This window comes from Nocardioides sp. YJ-D4, assembly GCF_054031495.1.
The window spans coordinates 3,252,627-3,269,402 of sequence record NZ_CM132932.1 but is presented as its reverse complement, the minus strand read 5'-3'; the positions used below and the strand labels follow the sequence as shown (position 1 = coordinate 3,269,402).

Below are 16,776 nucleotides of genomic sequence, written 5' to 3'. Positions count from 1 at the left end.
CCCGCCCTGTGGATGGTGATCGGCCCGCCCAACGGCCGTCTACGATGTGCCCATGACACGCATCGCTGCGTTCTTCGACCTCGACAAGACAATCATCGCGAGGTCCAGCACGCTTGCGTTCTCCAAGCATTTCCAGGCCGGCGGCCTGATCACCCGCGCGGCCATGATCCGCTCGGCCTACACGCAGTTCGTCTACGTCGTCGGCGGTGCCGACCACGACCAGATGGAGAAGATGCGCAAGTCGCTCTCCGAGATGGTCACCGGCTGGGACGTGGCGACCGTCAAGGAGATCGTCGCCGACACCCTCCACAACGTGGTCGACCCGCTCGTCTACGAGGAGGCCGTGCAGCTCATCGAGCAGCATCACGCCCAGGGCCACGACGTCATCATCGTCTCCGCCTCCGGCACCGAGCTGGTCGAGCCGATCGGCACGATGCTCGGTGCCGACCACGTCGTCGCCACCCAGATGGAGATCGAGGACGGCCGCTACACCGGCGAGATCGCGCTCTACGCCTACCGCGAGGAGAAGGCCCGCGCGGTCCAGCAGCTGGCCGAGCGCTTCGGCTACGACCTCGAGCAGTCGTACGCCTACTCCGACTCGGTCACCGACCTGCCCATGCTGGAGGAGGTCGGCCATGCCTTCGCGGTCAATCCCGACAAGGACCTCCGCAAGGCCGCCAAGGAACGCGGCTGGGACATCCTGGTCTTCAACAAGCCGGTCGCGCTGCGCAGCCGCGTGCTCACCCCGTCCACGCCGACCCTGGCCGCGCTGGCCGTCGGGGGCGCCGTCGCGATCGCCGGCGGCGTCATCTGGGCGGGCACGAAGCGCCGTCGCCTCGGCGCCTGACCCGATTCTGCAGACGCGGCATCATCCTCCTCATCCTGCAGAATTTCCAGCCTTGAATCTGGCCGCCGATCAGCGTAGAAACAGGGGTGTAACAAGACGTACACGAGTGAGAGGCACCCACGCGGCGATCCACCCATCTGATGGGGTGCTGTAGCCGGGGAGAAATCCCGACGCAGTGACCAGACCTTGCACGCTTGGTAACCAGAAACGCTCGTGTCAGCGGTGGCACCCGGTGCTCACAACCCACCGGGTGCCACCTGCTTTTGCACTCCTCTACTCGGCCGCGTCCAGGCGCAGCGGCGAGGCCTCGGCCCCGGCGGCGTACGCCTCGGCGGCATAGAGCAGCCATGAGTGCGCCCCCGCCTGGCCACCCTCGCGGAAGCCGCGCAGGTTCGACTCGTAGGCGGCACGCAGCGCCAGATGGCCGGCCTCGGGCACGACCAGCGACTTCTCGTCCACGCCGCGCGCGACCAGGATGAGCCGCTCTGCGGCACGCGCGACCAGACCGTTGTGGGAGGCGAACGGAGCCGCGGTCGCCAGATCGGCGTGCACGAACGCCGCCACGACCAGCGCCGGCGCGGACGTCGGGGCGAGCAGCAGATCGGAGAGACGCCGCAACCGCTCGGCCGACTCGGCAGAGCGCGGACGGCCCAGCTCCTCGGCGTCGAGCGACCCCGCGGCCGCCAGCGCGTGCAGCCGCGCGAACGCCTGCAGCGGCGCGTGCTTCACCACCGGCACCAGCGAGAGCAGCTCGGTCGAGAGCCGCACCGCGTCCTGCGCGATCGCGTCCCCGCCGGAGGCGCGAACCTCACCCAGGGACGACGAGGACCCTTCCAGCACGGCAGAGGCGTGCGCACCGCGCAGCAGCGACTCGGCGGTGGTCTCCGGAGACGTACGCCGCAGTCCCCGGTCACGCAGCATCACGTCGATGCCGTCACGAGCTGCGGCGAAGCCCGAGGCCACGCCTTCGAGCGACACCAACCGGGCAAGCGGATCGTCCTTCACGCGTCAACCTTAAGCGCGCGTTACCCTGACCGAGATGACGGACCCAGCCAACCCCGACCCGGCACGCTCCTTCGGAGGCGTGGCGGACAGCTATGACCGCGGGCGCCCGTCCTACCCGGTGGATGCGGTGAAGTGGCTGGTCGGCGAGGAGCCGTGCTCGGTCCTCGAGCTCGGCGCCGGCACCGGCAAGCTCACCGAGGTGCTCGTCGGCCTGGGCCACGACGTCTTCGCGACCGACCCGGACGACGCGATGCTCGACATCCTCTCCGGGAAGCTCCCGGACGTACGCGCCACCAGCGGCACCGCCGAGCAGATCCCGACCGGCGACAGCCTCTACGACGTGGTCGTCGTCGGCCAGGCGTTCCACTGGTTCGACCACGCCAAGGCGCTGGCCGAGATCGGGCGGGTGCTTCGTACGGACGGACGACTCGCCGTGGTCCAGAACGAGCGCGACGAGCGGATCCCCTGGGTGCGCAAGCTGGGCAAGCTGATCGGCAAGCAGGACGGTGGCTTCGACCCGACCTCGATCCTCGACGACTCCGGGGCCTTCTCCGCCGTCGAGGCGCAGACGTTCAGGCACTGGCAGGTCGTCGACCGGCACTCGATCCAGGACCTGGTCCAGTCGCGCTCCAACATCGCCACCCTCGAGCCGGAGGCTCAGGAGCAGAAGCGGCGCGAGGTGCTGGCCTTCTACGACGACTACGGCCGCGGTATGGACGGCATGCAGCTGCCCTACAACTGCCGCGCCTGGCGGACGCAGGTGCTCCCGCACGCCCAGATGGTCTCGACAGGCTCGACCACCGGCGCGCACATGGTGGTCGAGACGGACGAGGAGCCGAAGGTGCCGCTGGCCAAGCGCACCGACACCGCCGTACGCCTCCCCCGCGTCATCACCGACCCCGAGAACGGCGACGACGACCTGCTCATCGACTTCCGGTGAGGGGGTCGCGCGGACGCGTCGTGAGCGCGTCGCGCTCCGGGTCCATCAGGTCGAAGCTCTGGATGATCCAGAAGATCGCGAAGCAGACCAGCAGCGAGACCTCGGTCGCCAACAGCCAGTATTTCCAGCCGGTCAGGCCCAGCACGATGCCGCCCACCAGCAGCACCACCATGGCCACGACCAGCGCCCAGTAGGTCTTGTCCAGCCGCGTACGCGCCTTGTCGGCCTCCTGCGCGATCTTCCGCACGCCCCAGTCGGTGTTGAGCACGACCGCCAGCGCGAACGGCGTGAAGGTGAAGATCGCCGCGAGCCCGTGCGCCTTGGCCGCGAAGCTCTCCTGGTCGATCAGCAGCCAGCCCACGCCGACGACCCACGCCCCGGCGACCGAGACCAGACCGATCAGCCCCCAGCGTGAGGGCCAGGCACCGGCGGCGGCGCGCTTGCGGAGCCCGAAGATCAGCACGACCACCCAGCCGATCGCCATCACCGCCAGATAGCTCCAGGCGTTGTTGACGATGGCGGCCTTGTCGATCTGCTGCCCGATCTCCGGGGTCGGCACGAAACCGACCATCGGCGCCGAGAGCCCGGCGAGGTTGAGCGCGGTGTCCTCGGCGTCGGTATAGCCCCGCAGCACCACCAGACACACGCCCAGCGCACACAGCACCGCGGTGAAGACCGGACCCGCCGGGGTGTAGTAGTAGGACGAGATGGACGTCTGCCACTCCCCGCTCGTGATCGTCTCGGCAGCCACCGAGATCGCGAGCCCCGCGAGCAGACAGCACAGAGCGAACCGGACATAGCGGTACGTCGTCACCTCGGTCGTCATAGGCCTGAACGTAGCGGGATCCGGCCACCGTCGGGGGCCTATCCGGCAGCGCGTCCGAGACCCGCGCCAATCGTTCACCGAGCAATGTCGAGGAACGCATAGCGTGACGAAGGCCACATCAGATACCGTAAATCGAGCCCGGATCCCCGCCGGTTTCGAGAAATCCTCCGTCGCTCCTACGATGCGCGCGTGAAGATGACGATCAAGTGAAATCCTTCGCCCCGAGCCGATGATGTCTTGGGATGCGCCCACGGACGCGTTAGCGTCCGGACGAAGCCGCATATCTCTGCCGTAGCCCCACCACCATCACCGCTCGGGCGATGCCTCCTGCGGAAAAGTGAGGTCGACATGTCCACCGTGACATACCTCGAGGACGGCCCTTCCGTCCTCTCCCTGTACGAAGGTTTCTTCGCCGGTGGCGCCCGGATCCTGCACACCGCAGTCGTCCGCGCGCTCGACGCCACCACGCCTCAGCGGCACAGCGTGCTGAGCCTCAGCGACCGCGTGCAGCGCGAGTTCACCGCGCAGCGGATCTCTTCCGACAACTCCTACCGACGCTTGACCTCGGCCGGCGTCCCGGTGCGGGCATTGAGACGTACGCCGACGGGCCCCATCACCACCAGCCAGCTCAAGCGCGTGGCGCAGTCGGTGGCCAAGGCCGACGTGGTGCTCTCCCTCAAGGAACAGCCGCTCACGGTGCTGGGCAGGGTCGGTACGTCCGGGACTCCGCTGATCACCTGCCTGCACCGCTCCGACCCGGAGCACCAGGGGGCGGGGGTGCAGGAGCTCATCGACCTCGACCGGGCCGGGCTGCTGACCGCTGCCGTGTGCTGTGCGGAGTCGACCCAGCGGGCCTACCACGAGGCGACCGGGATCCCGCTGGAGCGGCTGCCGGTCCTCCCCAACGGGGTCGACCTCTACAAGTTCCGCACCGATGCCGAGCTGCGGGCCGGCAAGCGGGCCGAGCTCGGCGTGGACGGCGACGCACCCGTGGTGATGATCGCGGCGCGCTTCGACGAGATGAAGAACATCCCGCTCTTCGTCCGGGCTGCGCGCCGGTTCGTCCAGGAGCACCCCGACGCCCACCTCGTCATGTGCGGCGCCGGGATGACCGCGGACAACCCGGCCTTCGCGCAGCTCATCAACGAGGAGCTCGGCGCGTGGGCGGCACTGGAGACCAACCTGCACGCCCTCGGGATCCAGAGCCAGATGGCGCCGCTCTACAACGCCGCCGACCTGATCACGCTCACCTCGGCATTCGGCGAGGCCGCCCCGCTGTGTCTGCTCGAGGGGATGGCCTGCGGTGCGGTCCCGGTGACCACGCCGGTCGGCGACGCTCCGGCGATGGTCGGTGACCTCCGTCTGGTCTCGAGCTTCGACCCGGCCGAGATGGCCGAGTCCTGGAAGGCCGCCTTCGCCCAGCGCGAGGAGCACTTCGAGCGGATCTTCCGCAACCGGCAGCGCCTCTCCGAGCAGCGGCTCTTCGATGCGTACGCCCGGCTCATCAAGGACTCCGCCGACTCGGCGCTCATCCCGGTCGCGGTCTGAGACGGTCGCTGGTCGAGCCCCGGAGCGGGGCTCGACCAGCGGGTCGGTCAGTAGACGGTCACGCCATAGGCGTTGACCGCCTCACGAAGGGGCTGGAAGAAGGTCGTTCCGCCCGTGGTGCAGTTGCCGGAACCGCCCGAGGTGATGCCGAGGGCCTTGGTGCCGTCGTAGAGCGCGCCGCCGGAGTCACCGGGCTCGGCGCACACGTTGGTCTGGATCAGGCCGCTGACCCGGCCGGAGCCCTGGTAGCGGACGGTGACGTTGAGCGCCTGGACGGTGCCGCTGTGGACCCCGGTGGTGGAGCCGTCTCGGGTGACCCGCTCACCGACGTACGCATCGGCGACCGTGAAGCCGCCGGGGTGCGAGAGCGAGGGGTTGTCGTAGCGAACCAGGGCGTAGTCGTTGCCCGGGAAGCTCGACGAGACCGTCGGGCCGATCAGGGTGGACTGGCCCGAGTTGGCGTACCAGGTCGGAACCTCGTCACCGCAGTGACCGGCGGTGATGAAGTAGTAGCTGCTGCCGCTCTGGACGTTGAATCCCAACGAGCAGCGGTAGCCGGATCCGTAGATCGCATCGCCGGCGCCGAGCAGCGTGGTGAACGTGCCGGCGGTGCGCTTGATCGTGAGTGCCTCGGCGTCGGCGCCTGCGGCCTTGGCGACCTTGGCGAGCTCCGCCTTCGAGACGGTGGAGTCGGCGGTGACGACGACCTTGCCGGTCGCGGCGTCGGTGTACCAGGCGATGCCGGATACGGCCGACTTGTCGACAGCGGAGTTGACCGCGGCCAACGCCTTCGGACTGAACTCCTGGTGATCCGGTGCGGCGACAGCCGGCGTGGTGGCAGCGGTAGCTGCCAGACCAAGACCGGCGACGACTGCGGCCAGACGGGTGCGGGACGTGGTGAACCTCATGTGTTCCTCCTACGAACGACCAGGCACCCGCGTGGTTGCAGGCGCCAGGAATGCCCGACCACCGCGATGTGCCCGAGCACGCCTTCTCGGGAGTATGTCGACGGGTCGATCGGTCGGCTACGCCACGAAAGAAAATTTCACCGCCAGGCGGAAATCATTGCCAAATAGGGCGAAGTGGTCTGAACCACTTCGCCCATTTCAGCTGCGTATCAGTAGAGGTTGACGTCGTAGGCGTTCACGGCCTCGCGGACCGGCTGGTAGAAGGTGGTGCCGCCCGAGGAGCAGTCACCGGAGCCACCCGAGGTGATCCCCAGGGCGGTCGAGCCGGCGTAGAGCGGGCCGCCGGAGTCGCCCGACTCGGCGCAGATGTCGGTCTGGATCATGCCGCGGACGGTGCCGGACCCGCGGTAGCGGACCGAGACGTCGAGCGCCTCGACCCGGCCGGAGTGCGCGCCGGTGGACGAGCCGTCGCGGGTCACCCGCTGACCGACGCGCGCGTCACCGACGGAGTAGCCGCCCTGGTGGCTCAGCGAGTCGTTGGCGTAGCGCACCAGGGCGTAGTCGTTGCCCGGGAAGCTCGACTTCACGGTCGGCCCGATCCGAGTGGTCTGACCGGCGTTGGTGTACCACGTCCCCACGTCTTCGGCGCAGTGACCGGCGGTGAGGAAGTAGTGGGTGCCACCGCTGCGCACGTTGAACCCGAGGGAGCACCGGGTCCCCGCGCCGTGGATGGCGTCTCCAGGCCCGAGGAACGGCTTGAACTCACCCTTGGCGCGCTTGATCGTGATCGCGTCGGCGTCGGCGCCGACCGTCCGGGTCAACCTGCCCAGCGCGGAGGCGGGGACGGTGGAGTCCGCGGTCACGACCACCTTGCCGGTGGCCTCGTCGGTGTACCAGGCGATGCCGGACAGCGCGGACCTGCTGACCGCGGAGTCGACGGCGGCGTAGGCGGCCGCCAGCGCCTTGGCGCTGACCTCCGTCTCCGCGGGCGCAGCGACCGCCGGCGTGGCCATGGCGGTAGCCGCCAGCCCTAGACCGACCGCTGCCGCGAGCAGTCGGCTGCGTGACCTGGTGAACCTCATGCGTTCCTCCTGGGACGACCAGGCGCCCGCCCCGGTAGCGCGCGCCACGTGCACGACCACCGCGATGTGCCCGAACACGATCACTGTGAGTATGTCGTTGTAGACACCTCATCGGCCAGTCGTCGGCAAAAAACTTTCGCAGTTCGATCAAATTTCGTACGCCGCGGGGCAAAGTGGCTCAAACCACCTCACCCCGCGGCGTACCTCTGCTTGATCAGTAGATCGTGGCGCCGTACACGCTGAGCGCCTCGGTCACCGGCTGGAAGAAGGTGGTGCCGCCGGTGGAGCAGTTGCCGCTGCCGCCGGAGGTCAGACCCAGCGCGGTCGAACCGGAGTAGAGCGCGCCGCCGGAGTCACCGGGCTCCGCGCACACGTTGGTCTGGATCAGGCCGCTGACGGTTCCCTCGGCGTAGCGGACGCTGGCGTTGACCGCCGTCACGGTGCCGGTGTGGACACCGGTGGTCGAGCCGTCACGGGTGACGCTCTGGCCGACCCGAGCGGTGCCGGCCGTGAAGCCACCGGTCTTCGAGATCGTCGAGTTGTAGCGGACGATGCCGTAGTCGTTGCCCGGGAAGCTCGAGCCCGCGGTCGAGCCGAGGAGCGTGCTCTGCGAGGAGTTGGCGTACCAGGTCGAGACGGCGTCGGTGCAGTGGCCCGCGGTCAGGAAGTAGTCCGCGCCGCCGACCTTGACGTTGAAGCCGAGCGAGCAGCGGGAGCCGCCGCCGTAGATGGCGTCGCCGGGGCCGATGAGCGGGCTGAACTCGCCCTTGGTGTGCTTGACGGTCACGGCCTGGTCGCCCTGGCTCGTCTTCTCGGCGGCAGCCTCCTTGACCTCGGCGATCTCGGCCGCGGAGACGGTCTCGTCAACGGTGATGACGACCTTGTTGGTGGCCGGGTCGGTGTACCACGACGAGCCGACCGGGGCGGACTCGGCGACGGCCGACTTGACCGACGCGACCTCGGCCTTGCTGAACTCGGCATCCGCGGCGGCTGCCGGGACGGCGACGGCGGCGGAGGCCGCGAGACCCACACCCGCGGCAAGCGCGGCGATCGTGCGGGGACGGAAGGTGGTGCGTTGGAACCTCATACGTCTCCTCCTGGGGGAAAGGCCCACGTGTTGTGGGCTTCCGCACCCGGAACCACGGGTTTCGCGGCTTACCGGGGGCGGGTAACTGAGTTTCGTGTTCTTTTCCTTACCCCGCACCACATTCGATTCCCCAAGAATCTGCATTGCAAAGACTCGTTCATCGAATTCCTGCAATGCAGCAACACGCGATTCCGCAGCGTTTGCGGCTCAGCCCCGAAAGAAGAGGATTGGGTAAGCATTGCCAAGTTGTAGGTGCCCGGGTCCCGGGCCGCGTACGGTGGGTATCCGTGTTCATCTCGCTGCTCGAGCGAGGATTCGGGCGGGATTCCGTCCGGCTTCCAAACCTTCGGCGTGGCGACTGTTGATAGATGGTAGACAAACCCCATGCCGTATCCGCCGCCCCCAGGCTCCCCCGGTTCGGGCGCGCCTGACGAGGAGCCGCAGAAGCAGCCTGCCCCTTTCGACTACAACGAGCGGCTGATCGGGCTCTCCGACGAGAGCGGCAACCGACCGGCGTTCAACGCCCGCAAGGAGCGCGCCGGCCAGGGCGGGCCGCTGCGCCAGGTCCTGACCATCGCCGTCTCCCTCGGGCTCGTGGTCGTGTGCGGCGTGGTCGTCTACGCACTGTTCACCCGCGGCGACGACGCGGCCACGACCGCCGGAGCACCGACCGCGAGCGACACGGCCTCGGCCGACAGGACACCGAGCGGGTCGGCGAGCCAGGGCGGCGGAAGCTCCGACGTCGGCGGTGAGTCCAGCGGCAATCCCGACTGGCCCGGGACCTCCGCGGCCGACCCCAGCGACGGCGCCACCAGCTCGCGTTCGACCATCGGCCCCGAACACCTCTCCAAGGCCGACGTCCCCCGCCCGTGGGAGTTCACCTACGGCGACGTCAACCTCAAGGCCCGCTACCTGAGCGGCAAGGACTACTCCGGCTGCAAGGCGACGCTGAAGCCCGCGATCCGCAACCTCGGCTGCGACTATGCCGTTCGGGTCTCCTACAAGGCTCAGCGGGGCAACCTGCGGATGACCCATTTCATCTACGACTTCAGCACCGTCGAGGCCGCCGGCAAGGCCGCCACGAAGACCGAGCCGCGGCACGTGATCCCGCCGACGGAAGCCTTCCTGCCCGGCTACACCCAGGGCTGGTTCAAGGTGAAGGACTACGGCAAGTACGTCGTCTACACCATGGTCACGGCCAGCGACGGCATCACCGAGGCCCAGGGCAAGGAGTACACCTCCTACGGCAACACCGACCTCGGCGCGGAGATCCTCTTCCGGATGTGACCCGGTCTCAGGGGGTCGCCTGGTCCCCTGCTTCGGGTGACGCCCCTACCGTGGGCGAAGGCTCGGCCGAGGCGCTACCGCTCTCGCTCGGCTGCGCCGACGGCGTTGCGCTCGACCCGGTCGAGGTCGACGGCTCGGCGCTCGGCTCCTCCGTCGCGGCCGACTCGGACGGCTCGGCCGACTCCGAGGGCTCGGTGCTCGGGCTCGCAGACTCCTCGGGAGTCGCGGTCGCGCCCGGCGACGGATTCTCGCCCTGCTTCTCGTCGCCCTGCCCCGAGCCACCGCCGGTCACCCGGGAGATCGTCGTGCCGCCGTCCCCGCCGCGCGTGATCGAGCTGACGCTGCGTCCGGCCAGCAGCTCGAAGACGGTGATCACGGCGACGACGACCACGAACATCGCTAGCGAGGCCAGTGCGATCCGCTTCCAGGGCAGAGTCTTGAGGCGCTCCTGCCACGACGGCATCGGCTCGGCGTCGCCGTCCCCGTCGGCCATCTCCGCCGCCTCGGCCACGGAGTCCGAAGCCGGCTCGGTCGCGGGCTCCGAGCTGGTGCGTACGCCGGCGAGGCCGGCCGACCGCCACCGGGCCAGGGCCTGGGCGCTGGTCACCTTCTGGTGGCTCTTCGCGAGCCACTGCCCGTAGAGGTTGGTGCCGATCGTGGCCGCCACGCTGCCCATCGCCGCCCCGAGGAGGGTGCCGACGGCACCGAGCGTGGAGAGCAGCAGAGCGGAGGTGACCGCGGCGAGGGCGCCTGCGGTGGTCGCGATCCAGTCGATGCGTGCGGGTTTCGATGCTTGGGAATCACTGGAGGGCGGGGTGTTGCTCATTGGGCCCAGATTAACTCGCGACCTGACGCTACCGGGGCCAACTTGACGCAGATCACCCTTGACTCAGGTCACGTTCCAGAGCCGCTGCACCGGACATCAGAGTGGCGACGACGCTCGGCAGGGACTCCTTGTCGTAGCGGACGCTGGGCATGGAGATCGACATCCCGGCGACGACGTCGCCGCCGGCGCCACGGACGGGGACGCCGATCGCGACCACGCCACGCTCGGAGCGACCGTCGTTGAAGGCGAAGCCGTTGCGGCGTACGCGCTCGAGCTCGGTACGCAGCGCGTCGACGTCCGGGCGATCGGCCAGGTGGTCGGCGTACCTCTCCCGGGAGTAGATCGAGGCGACCTCGTCGTCGGAGATCTGGGCCAGGAGCAGGAGGCCGGCGGTGGTGCGGTGGGCGGGGAAGACCATGCCCTCACGGGAGCCGACCTTGAGCGACTGCGGCGACTCGACCGAGGCGATGAAGCGGCAGGTGTCACCGGTGCGTACGGCGACGTTGGCGGACTCGCCCAGCAGGTCGACCAGGCGCTGCAGATGGGGAAGCGCGACCTGACGGAGCCGGGATGCGGTCGAGCGGGAGTGAGCCGCCAGCTCCAGCACCGGTCCGGCCCGGTAGACCTTGTCCTCGTCCTGGACCGCGAAGTCGCGGTAGACCAGCATCGCCAGCAGCCGATGGGCGGTGGAGCGGGCGACGTCGAGCCGAGCCGCCGCCTCTGAGACGGTCAGGCGGCCTTCGAGCTGGAGGATCGTCGCCAGCTTGAGTGCGTGGTCGACGCTGGTGATCGCATACGGGGGCCGGGTCTTGAGCGGCTTGTCCATCCCACCTCTTCCTGATCACACCAAACCAAGCATCTATCGCTCGCCTCCGCAGGAGATTGACCCACCTGGGAAGGCCGCTGTGACAATGGCCACGTCGCCGAGGCGACGCCTCCCGACGCACCCGGTTCGACAAGTGAGGAACACTGCGATGTCTGTCCTGATCGGCACCAACCCGACGCGTACGTTCGAGGATGCCCGCCGCTGGGTGACGGAGGGAACCGCCCTGCTGACCGGTGCCATCGACGGCCTGGACCGCTCCGCCTTCGACGGCGACTCGCAGCTGCCGGGCTGGACCCGCAAGCATCTGGTCGGCCACATCGCCGCCAACGCCGATGCCCTCGGCAACCTGATCTCCTGGGCCGAGACCGGCGTGGAGAAGCGGATGTACGCCTCCACCGAGCAGCGCAATGCCGACATCGAGGCGGCCGCGACGCGCCCGGCCGAGGAGCTTCGCGCGTGGTATCTCCGCGGCGCCGCGGAGCTCGACGCGGCCATGGACCGGCTCACCGCCGAGCAGTGGGAGCACGAGGTGATCACCGCCCAGCTCGTCACCCGGAAGGCGAGCGACGTCCCGTGGATGCGGGCACGTGAGGTCTTCGTCCACGCCGTCGACCTCGGCGTCGGGATCACCTTCGCCGACCTGCCCGACGACTTCCTGCTCGCCCTCGCCGACGAGATCCGTACCAAGCGGGGACTCTCCGACGACGACCTGCTCGGTGTCGACGGCCCGCTTCCCGAGGTGGCCGCCTGGCTCGCCGGGCGACCGCACGACCTGGTGGACGCGCCGACGCTCGGGCCGTGGCTGTGAACCTTCCTGGGATCAGCTCCAGAGGGCGAGCTTGTCCGGGTTCAGGACGATCCAGACGTCGGTGACCCGGCCGCCGGCGACCCGCAGGTTGGCGACGCCGCGGTGAGCGCCGTCCTCGACGAACGTGAACCCGAGGCCGTCGGCGGTGGCCTCGGTCCGGACCTCCCAGCTCGGCCGCTTCGTGAGTACGCCGAGCAGGAACCGCGCCACCTTCTCAGGCCCGACGATCGGGTTGCGGGCCGCGCTGACCCGGCCGCCGCCGTCGGAGCGGAGCGTGACCGACGGGTCGAGCAGCGTCACCAGCCGGCCGAGGTCGCCGCCGGCGGTGGCCGAGACGAAGGCGCGTACGACGTCGTCGTGCTCCGGCAGCGGGGCGACGTCGTCACGCTGCTGGGCGACCCTGCGCCGTGCGGAGGCGGCGAGCTGCCGCACCGCGGCCGGTGAGCGGCCGACCACCCCGGCGATGTCTCCGAACGGGACGGCGAAGATGTCATGGAGCACGAACGCGACCCGCTCGGCCGGGGTCATCGCGTCGAGCACGACGAGCAGCGCGGTGCTCACGGTGTCGTCCAGGGTCGCCCGGTCGGCCGGATCCTCGGGGGCGGCGAGGAAACCCGGCCGGACCGGCTCGGGCAGCCAGGGGCCGACGTACCTCTCCCGGCGGCTGCGCGCCGACTTGAGCACGTCGAGGCAGACCCGGCTGGTCACGCGGCTCAGCCAGCCGGAGGGGTTGTCGATCGCCGCCCGCTCGTCGTCGGAGAGGCGATACCACCGCAGGTAGGTCTCCTGGACCGCGTCCTCGGCCTCCTCGACCGTGCCGAGCAGGCGGTAGGCGAGCGCGATAAGACGGCGGCGCTCGATCATCACCTCGCCCAGGTCGTCCATGTCAGGCATCGTGGCATCTCCTTCGGGGTTCACCCAGTGTGACGAGCCAGACAGCGCGATTGTGAGGTGGCGACCTCACATTCGCATCGGCCACCTCGTCAACCTGACGAGTGCCCGCGCTGTGGCGGGCCAGACCCGAAGGACACCGATGCTCGCCAACGTCAACGTGACCAAGATGTTCCCCGCTGCGTACAAGGCTCAGATGGCCGTCGAGGAGGCGGTCGAGGAGGCCATCAGCGTCGCCGGCCTCGACCGGCTCGCGGTCGACCTCGTCAAGATCCGCGCCTCCCAGATCAACGGCTGCGCCTTCTGCCTGCGGATGCACACCCAGGACGCCATCAAGAACGGCGAGACGACCGACCGTCTCGCCCTCGTCGCCGCGTGGTGGGAGTCGCAGTACTTCACCCCCGAGGAGCAGGCCGCGCTCACCATCGCCGAGCAGATCACCCGCATCGGCGACCTGCACACCTCCCCGGCCCCCAAGGTGGACGTCGAGAGCATCCTGGACGCCAAGCAGATCGCCGCGATCACCTGGGTCGCCATCTCCATCAACGCCTGGAACCGGATCGCGATCTCGAGCCACTACCCGGTCGCACCCTGATCCGAGCCGGGTAGTCCGGGGAGTTTCCGTCCGTTACTGGCTGGTAGATGGACGGGAACTCCCCGGACTACCGTCCGGCCTACCGAGTGCTGTCGCGGCCGAGCAGATAGCCGACCGCCAGCGCGACGACCGCCAGCGCAACCGGATAGCTCTGCAGGAATGCTCCGAAGATCACGTCGGCCATCAAGCCGAGCAGTTCCAGGATCACCCAGATCGCCAGGACCGTGCCGGCGACGATGAGGACCTTCCACTTCGTCGCCATCTACTGGCTCACGTGGAAGGAGGCGGACGTGGTCGAGCGAGGACGCATGGGGATCCTTTGTGGAGCGTGACGGCCGAGGCGGCGCCCACCCGTCGGCGCATCGCAGAAAGTAGCAGCGGGTGTGGGGGCGTACGAGAGAATCGTGGAACCGCGTGGGAACGTTTCTCCTACGTGAATCTTTACTCGGCCAGGGGGTCCGATGACTACGCCGACACCACCACCGCCGCCGGACGGGTACGGCGCGATGCCTCCTGCGCCGGACCTCCAGCCTGGCTGGCCGCCGAACGAGAATTCGTACGGCGCGGGAGGGCCACCTCCGCCCGAGAAGCCGCACAACCCGTGGCCCATCGTCATCGGGCTCGGGGCGATCGTGGTGGTGCTGGTGATCGGCGTCATCATCACGGCCGCCCTCGTCCTGCTCCGCGGTGAGGAGGACCCGACGGCGAAGCCGGGACCGTTGACGGTGACGGCCACGCCGAGCACGTCGGCGACCGCCCCTGCCCCGGGCGGGCTGGCCGCCGACCTGTTCGAGGGTGACTGGAGGTTCAAGCTCGGCGACGTGAGCATGAACGCGACGTACGTGGCCGCCCAGGACTACCCGGACTGCGGGCCGATCGCGTCGGCGGCGCTGGAGAAGAAGGGCTGCCGCTATGCGGCCATGGGGATCCACGACGCCGAGGGCGGCAAGCTGCGGATGCTCCGGGTGATCTACGTCTTCGACAGCGAGGCGGAGGCGACGGCGGCCGCGGAGTCGGTCAAGGAGACCGACTTCGACCTGCCCACCGGCAGTCTCATCGCGGACGACGTGATCGGGAAGTGGGTCGCCAAGGACTCCTCCAAGGCGGTCGTCGTCGGCTTCGTGACCGCGCAGAAGGGCGTCCCGGAGACGACCGTCGACGACTACCTCCACTACGGCACCGCCGACATCGCGGGCGCCCTGATCTTCATGGACCTGTAGGCCGGACGAGGCGGCGATGACCCTCCAGCGCCGGATCCAGTACGTCCTGGACGAGCTCGTCGCCAGCGGCGCAGAGACCGGCCTGCAGGTCGCCGTCGACCACCGCGGCCACCGGGTCGTGGACGCCGTCGCCGGTCTCGCCGACAGCGGGACCGGGCGGCCGGTCAGCCCGGAGACGCTGTTCTTCAGCTTCTCGACCGGCAAGGGGATGGCCGCGCTGATCGCCCACCTCCTGGTCGGCAACGGCCTCGTCGGCTATGACACCCGGGTCGCGGAGGTCTGGCCGGAGTTCGGGGTCCGCGGCAAGGAGTCGGCGACGCTACGTCACGTGCTGACGCACACGGTCGGCGTACCTGCGATGCCCGGCGGACTCGGCCCGGGCGACCTGGGCGACTGGTCCCGAGTCTGCGCGGCGATCGCCGGGGCGGACCCGCTGTGGCGGCCGGGCACCCGGACCGGCTACCACTCGTACACCTTCGGCTTCCTGGTCGGCGAGATCGCGCACCGGGTCACCGGGATGCCGATGGGGCGGCTGTTGAACGACTGGGTCGCCGCACCCCTCGGGATCACCGGCGAGCTTTGCTTCGGCGTCCCGCCGAGCGAGCTCACCCGGCTCGCCAGGCTCGAGGACACCGAGCCGCCGGCACCCGAGACACCGGAGCCGGACGGCATCCTGGCTCCCTGGGAGGGACGACCCCGGGCGTCGATGGGCAACGACCAGCAGTTTCTCCAGGCCGACATCCCGTCGGTGGGCACCTTCACCGCACGGGGGATCACGACCGCGTACGCCGCGATGCTGGACGGGCGGCTGATCGCCCCGGACCAGATCGAGGAGCTGTCGGCGGTCGCCTTCGAGGGCACCGACCAGGTCTTCGGCAACCCGGCCCGGCTTGCGCTCGGCTATCCGCTGGGCCGCATCGGCGCCCCGGCCGACGAGGCGCCGACCGCGCTCGGCTGGCCCGGCGGAGGAGGCAGCTATGCCTACGCCGACCCCGCCACCGGGATCTCGTTCGCGGTCACCAAGAGCCGACTCACTCCCGACTTCAGCACCGCACAGCGACTATCGGACCTGGTGAACGCCGAGATCAGGCGACCGGCCTGACCCGTCGCCGGAGTTCACCCGAGGTTTCCGAGTATTCGAAAGCGTTTGGTTCAGCGCACACGGCGGACTCATACCGTCGGTAGGCGTGTCCCCCAAGCTGTTCGCCTCGGGCAAGCTCCTGCGCGCCGTCGTGTCCGCAATCGCGCTGTGCGGCGTCCTCGCCGCCGCCTTGAGCTTCCTGGTCCCGACGACCGCCTCGGCCGGCCCGACCGTCAAGGTCGCCCAGGCCGGACCGGTACAGCCCGGCTTCCAGCGCTTCGCCTGGCTCAACGCCTGGGCGGACCACCACACCGCGCCCGGAGGCGCTGCCGCCGGCCGGCTCGACGGGGTGCCGCGGATGCGGATCGTGGTGGGTCACCTGCGGCGTACGGTCATCGACTTCGGCGTGCTCGCCGAGGTGGAGGCGCCGCAGCGGGAGGCCTTCGAGTCGTTCGGCCGTGAGTTCGGCCTCGTCTCCACGCCCGACGCCACCGACGACGCAGTCTTCTATCGGCGCTCGGTCTTCCGGCTGGTCAGCAAGGACACGGTCACCATGTACTACCGCCACGGCGCCCAGGTCAGCGCGCCGGTGGTCGTGCTGGAGGAGCGTTCCTCGGGGCAGCGCGTCGGGGTCCTGCCCGTGCACTTCCCAGCGAGCCTCCCCTCCGCCCCGGGGCAGAAGAAGTGGCGCGAGCTGAACGCCCGGATCGTCGAGGGCGTGGTCGCGCGTGCCGAGGTGCCGATGGTGGTGGCCGGTGACTTCAACCAGCGCAACGACATCCTGTGCGACCTGACCTCGCCGGAGACCGGTCTGGTGAGTCCGCTGGCGACGCACGAAACGTGCGCCACCGCCCGCCGGGCGCCGATCGACCAGGCCTTCCTCAGCCCGTCGCTGCGGCCCGACCGCTACCAGGTCTACTCCGGCCCGTCGGCCCGTCGCGCCACCGACCACGGCGCGTTCTACCAGGTCAGGCTGCGACTCTCCGACATCGCCTGAGC

The 16,776-nt window shown here is 69.5% G+C and carries 18 protein-coding genes; 9 read left to right on the top strand and 9 right to left on the bottom strand.

Annotation, left to right across the window (positions count from 1 at the left end; translation table 11 throughout):
• Positions 1-52 precede the first annotated feature (52 nt).
• On the top strand, positions 53-847 hold the full coding sequence (locus ACW14X_RS15605) for an HAD family hydrolase (protein WP_350838983.1): 795 nt from the start codon (positions 53-55) through the stop codon (positions 845-847).
• A gap of 273 nt (positions 848-1,120) precedes the next feature.
• Here ACW14X_RS15605 and ACW14X_RS15600 read toward each other — a convergent pair whose 3' ends face one another.
• Complete coding sequence (locus ACW14X_RS15600) at positions 1,121-1,852, bottom strand: Fic family protein (protein ID WP_160026298.1); 732 nt, start codon at positions 1,850-1,852, stop codon at positions 1,121-1,123.
• Between the two features lie 34 nt (positions 1,853-1,886).
• On the opposite strand from ACW14X_RS15600, the gene ACW14X_RS15595 reads away from it, so the two are divergent.
• Complete coding sequence (locus tag ACW14X_RS15595; RefSeq protein ID WP_457162584.1) at positions 1,887-2,792, top strand: class I SAM-dependent methyltransferase; 906 nt, start codon at positions 1,887-1,889, stop codon at positions 2,790-2,792.
• On the opposite strand, the gene ACW14X_RS15590 is transcribed toward ACW14X_RS15595, so the two are convergent.
• Entirely contained in the window at positions 2,776-3,618 is an 843-nt protein-coding gene (locus ACW14X_RS15590) for a hypothetical protein (protein ID WP_457162583.1), read from the bottom strand. The genes ACW14X_RS15595 and ACW14X_RS15590 overlap by 17 nt on opposite strands.
• 348 nt (positions 3,619-3,966) lie before the next feature.
• Between ACW14X_RS15590 and ACW14X_RS15585 the strand changes: the two genes are divergently transcribed.
• Entirely contained in the window at positions 3,967-5,166 is a 1,200-nt protein-coding gene (locus tag ACW14X_RS15585) for a glycosyltransferase (RefSeq protein ID WP_457162582.1), read from the top strand.
• Positions 5,167-5,213: 47 nt separating this feature from the next.
• Here the strand turns inward: ACW14X_RS15585 and ACW14X_RS15580 are convergent, their stop codons facing one another.
• The 3 genes from ACW14X_RS15580 to ACW14X_RS15570 form a co-directional block, all read right to left on the bottom strand.
• Entirely contained in the window at positions 5,214-6,074 is an 861-nt protein-coding gene (locus tag ACW14X_RS15580; RefSeq protein ID WP_457162581.1) for a S1 family peptidase, read from the bottom strand.
• Between the two features lie 209 nt (positions 6,075-6,283).
• Entirely contained in the window at positions 6,284-7,156 is an 873-nt protein-coding gene (locus ACW14X_RS15575) for a S1 family peptidase (RefSeq protein WP_350838993.1), read from the bottom strand.
• Positions 7,157-7,370: 214 nt separating this feature from the next.
• Positions 7,371-8,243 carry a S1 family peptidase gene (locus ACW14X_RS15570; protein ID WP_160026293.1) on the bottom strand — a complete coding sequence of 291 codons (873 nt, stop codon included), beginning with the start codon at positions 8,241-8,243 and terminating at the stop codon, positions 7,371-7,373.
• Positions 8,244-8,627: 384 nt separating this feature from the next.
• On the opposite strand from ACW14X_RS15570, the gene ACW14X_RS15565 reads away from it, so the two are divergent.
• Positions 8,628-9,530, top strand: coding sequence for a hypothetical protein (locus ACW14X_RS15565; RefSeq protein ID WP_160026292.1), 903 nt, complete (start codon positions 8,628-8,630; stop codon positions 9,528-9,530).
• A 7-nt stretch (positions 9,531-9,537) separates the two neighbouring features.
• On the opposite strand, the gene ACW14X_RS15560 is transcribed toward ACW14X_RS15565, so the two are convergent.
• Complete coding sequence (locus ACW14X_RS15560) at positions 9,538-10,356, bottom strand: hypothetical protein (protein ID WP_457162580.1); 819 nt, start codon at positions 10,354-10,356, stop codon at positions 9,538-9,540.
• A gap of 52 nt (positions 10,357-10,408) precedes the next feature.
• Positions 10,409-11,182 carry an IclR family transcriptional regulator gene (locus ACW14X_RS15555; protein ID WP_160026290.1) on the bottom strand — a complete coding sequence of 258 codons (774 nt, stop codon included), beginning with the start codon at positions 11,180-11,182 and terminating at the stop codon, positions 10,409-10,411.
• 148 nt (positions 11,183-11,330) lie between these two features.
• Between ACW14X_RS15555 and ACW14X_RS15550 the strand changes: the two genes are divergently transcribed.
• Positions 11,331-11,990: a maleylpyruvate isomerase family mycothiol-dependent enzyme gene (locus ACW14X_RS15550; RefSeq protein ID WP_457162579.1), complete on the top strand. Its 660-nt coding sequence runs from the start codon at positions 11,331-11,333 to the stop codon at positions 11,988-11,990.
• A gap of 12 nt (positions 11,991-12,002) precedes the next feature.
• Here ACW14X_RS15550 and sigJ read toward each other — a convergent pair whose 3' ends face one another.
• Entirely contained in the window at positions 12,003-12,884 is an 882-nt protein-coding gene (sigJ, locus tag ACW14X_RS15545) for an RNA polymerase sigma factor SigJ (RefSeq protein ID WP_160026288.1), read from the bottom strand.
• 139 nt (positions 12,885-13,023) lie between these two features.
• Here sigJ and ACW14X_RS15540 point away from each other — a divergent pair, with 139 nt between their 5' ends.
• Positions 13,024-13,476, top strand: coding sequence for a carboxymuconolactone decarboxylase family protein (locus tag ACW14X_RS15540; RefSeq protein ID WP_457162578.1), 453 nt, complete (start codon positions 13,024-13,026; stop codon positions 13,474-13,476).
• Between the two features lie 79 nt (positions 13,477-13,555).
• On the opposite strand, the gene ACW14X_RS15535 is transcribed toward ACW14X_RS15540, so the two are convergent.
• Positions 13,556-13,738: a hypothetical protein gene (locus ACW14X_RS15535; protein ID WP_160026286.1), complete on the bottom strand. Its 183-nt coding sequence runs from the start codon at positions 13,736-13,738 to the stop codon at positions 13,556-13,558.
• 199 nt (positions 13,739-13,937) lie between these two features.
• On the opposite strand from ACW14X_RS15535, the gene ACW14X_RS15530 reads away from it, so the two are divergent.
• From ACW14X_RS15530 to ACW14X_RS15520, 3 genes are all read left to right on the top strand, one after another.
• Positions 13,938-14,696: a hypothetical protein gene (locus tag ACW14X_RS15530; RefSeq protein WP_457162577.1), complete on the top strand. Its 759-nt coding sequence runs from the start codon at positions 13,938-13,940 to the stop codon at positions 14,694-14,696.
• 16 nt (positions 14,697-14,712) lie between these two features.
• Positions 14,713-15,798, top strand: coding sequence for a serine hydrolase domain-containing protein (locus tag ACW14X_RS15525; RefSeq protein WP_457162576.1), 1,086 nt, complete (start codon positions 14,713-14,715; stop codon positions 15,796-15,798).
• 85 nt (positions 15,799-15,883) lie between these two features.
• The gene (locus ACW14X_RS15520) at positions 15,884-16,774 is read left to right on the top strand and encodes an endonuclease/exonuclease/phosphatase family protein (protein ID WP_457162575.1); all 891 of its coding nucleotides are present in this window, start codon (positions 15,884-15,886) and stop codon (positions 16,772-16,774) included.
• The last annotated feature ends 2 nt before the right edge of the window (positions 16,775-16,776 follow it).

Excerpts from the sequence above, each read along its gene's own strand:
- ACW14X_RS15605 (WP_350838983.1), top strand. The coding sequence starts at position 53 with ATGACACGCATCGCTGCGTTCTTCGACCTCGACAAGACAATCATCGCG.
- ACW14X_RS15595 (WP_457162584.1), top strand. The coding sequence starts at position 1,887 with ATGACGGACCCAGCCAACCCCGACCCGGCACGCTCCTTCGGAGGCGTG.
- ACW14X_RS15590 (WP_457162583.1), bottom strand. The coding sequence starts at position 3,618 with ATGACGACCGAGGTGACGACGTACCGCTATGTCCGGTTCGCTCTGTGC.
- ACW14X_RS15585 (WP_457162582.1), top strand. The coding sequence starts at position 3,967 with ATGTCCACCGTGACATACCTCGAGGACGGCCCTTCCGTCCTCTCCCTG.
- ACW14X_RS15580 (WP_457162581.1), bottom strand. The coding sequence starts at position 6,074 with ATGAGGTTCACCACGTCCCGCACCCGTCTGGCCGCAGTCGTCGCCGGT.
- ACW14X_RS15575 (WP_350838993.1), bottom strand. The coding sequence starts at position 7,156 with ATGAGGTTCACCAGGTCACGCAGCCGACTGCTCGCGGCAGCGGTCGGT.
- ACW14X_RS15570 (WP_160026293.1), bottom strand. The coding sequence starts at position 8,243 with ATGAGGTTCCAACGCACCACCTTCCGTCCCCGCACGATCGCCGCGCTT.
- ACW14X_RS15565 (WP_160026292.1), top strand. The coding sequence starts at position 8,628 with ATGCCGTATCCGCCGCCCCCAGGCTCCCCCGGTTCGGGCGCGCCTGAC.
- ACW14X_RS15560 (WP_457162580.1), bottom strand. The coding sequence starts at position 10,356 with ATGAGCAACACCCCGCCCTCCAGTGATTCCCAAGCATCGAAACCCGCA.
- ACW14X_RS15555 (WP_160026290.1), bottom strand. The coding sequence starts at position 11,182 with ATGGACAAGCCGCTCAAGACCCGGCCCCCGTATGCGATCACCAGCGTC.
- ACW14X_RS15550 (WP_457162579.1), top strand. The coding sequence starts at position 11,331 with ATGTCTGTCCTGATCGGCACCAACCCGACGCGTACGTTCGAGGATGCC.
- sigJ (WP_160026288.1), bottom strand. The coding sequence starts at position 12,884 with ATGCCTGACATGGACGACCTGGGCGAGGTGATGATCGAGCGCCGCCGT.
- ACW14X_RS15540 (WP_457162578.1), top strand. The coding sequence starts at position 13,024 with ATGCTCGCCAACGTCAACGTGACCAAGATGTTCCCCGCTGCGTACAAG.
- ACW14X_RS15535 (WP_160026286.1), bottom strand. The coding sequence starts at position 13,738 with ATGGCGACGAAGTGGAAGGTCCTCATCGTCGCCGGCACGGTCCTGGCG.
- ACW14X_RS15530 (WP_457162577.1), top strand. The coding sequence starts at position 13,938 with ATGACTACGCCGACACCACCACCGCCGCCGGACGGGTACGGCGCGATG.
- ACW14X_RS15525 (WP_457162576.1), top strand. The coding sequence starts at position 14,713 with ATGACCCTCCAGCGCCGGATCCAGTACGTCCTGGACGAGCTCGTCGCC.